1 protein-coding gene and 1 pseudogene are annotated in these 1,201 nt (G+C 74.6%); both read left to right on the forward strand.

Annotated features, from left to right (window positions below; genetic code table 11):
- Nucleotides 1-218: 218 nt before the first annotated feature.
- Nucleotides 219-614: pseudogene (locus tag EF918_RS35930) on the forward strand (hypothetical protein); the annotation flags it as partial.
- Nucleotides 615-703: 89 nt separating this feature from the next.
- Nucleotides 704-1,192, forward strand: a complete 489-nt coding sequence (locus tag EF918_RS35935) for a glutathione peroxidase (RefSeq protein WP_125653000.1) — start codon at nucleotides 704-706, stop codon at nucleotides 1,190-1,192.
- Nucleotides 1,193-1,201 lie beyond the last annotated feature (9 nt).

The following is a 1,201-nucleotide window of genomic DNA, read 5'->3' on the forward strand; positions in this document are numbered from 1 at the left end:
CGGGGGAACCGGGGGGCGGCCGGGGCCGCCGAGACTCCACGGGCCCCGCGGACGCTCCGGGAGCCGGGGACAGGGGCCCCGCGGACAGGGGCCCCGCGGACAGGGGAGCCGCGGACAGGGGAGCCGCGGACAGGGGAGCCGGGGACGCCCGGGGAGCCAGGGACAGGGGCCCCGGGGACGACGCCGGGCCCGGCGCGGACAAGGTGGTGGCGGTGGACCGCCCCCCGTTCCGGCCGGTCACCATCCGTACCGCCCGGGACGCCGTGGCCACGGCCGCGCTCTACCTCCGCTGGCTCGGGTTCCAGGACGTACGGCAGCCCGACACCCGTCCGGCCCCGGCCACCACCGCCGTGGACCTGCGGGCCCCCGGCCTGGTCGCCCAGGTCGACCCGACCACGGCCCCGGCCGGGCTCCGCGCGGTGGAGTGCGTCTGGCTGAACGGGCTGACCGCCCCGATGCCCGGCATCTGCGTCTACTTCTCCCTGGCCGGCTACACCGCCGCGGCCCGCAACCGGGCCGACGAGCTGGGGATACCGCTGTTCGTCATGGACCTCACGGGCATGCCCCAGCCGCTCAACGACCCGGCGGACGCACTGGTCGAACGAGGGGCCTAGGCTGGCGGGAACGAGCGTGCGAGGCGGGTCCGGACACCGGACCCGCCCGCCCGCCGCCCTGCCTTCCCCGTCGAGGAGTGACGTTTCTCGTGAGCCTGTACGACATCCCGCTGACCACCCTGTCCGACGAGCCGACCAGCCTCGCCGCGCACCAGGGCAAGGCCATCCTGGTGGTCAACACCGCCTCGCAGTGCGGCCTCACCCCGCAGTACTCGGGCCTGGCCCGGCTGCAGTTCGCGTACGCCGAGAAGGGCTTCACGGTGATCGGCGTACCGTGCAACCAGTTCGGCGGCCAGGAGCCCGGCACGGCGGACGACATCCAGACCTTCTGCGCCACGGGCTTCGGCGTGACCTTCCCGATGCTGGAGAAGACCGAGGTCAACGGTGAGCACCGGCACCCCCTCTACCAGGAGCTGGTGAAGACCCCGGACGCCGACGGCGAGGCCGGGGACATCCAGTGGAACTTCGAGAAGTTCCTGATCTCCCCGGCCGGCGAGGTCGTGGCCCGCTTCCGCCCGCGCACCGAGCCGGAGTCCCCCGAGGTCATCGCGGCCATCGAGGCCCACCTCCCGGGCTGAACCCCCGCC

Source organism: Streptomyces sp. WAC06614 (assembly GCF_003949795.1).
GTDB lineage: Bacteria > Actinomycetota > Actinomycetes > Streptomycetales > Streptomycetaceae > Streptomyces.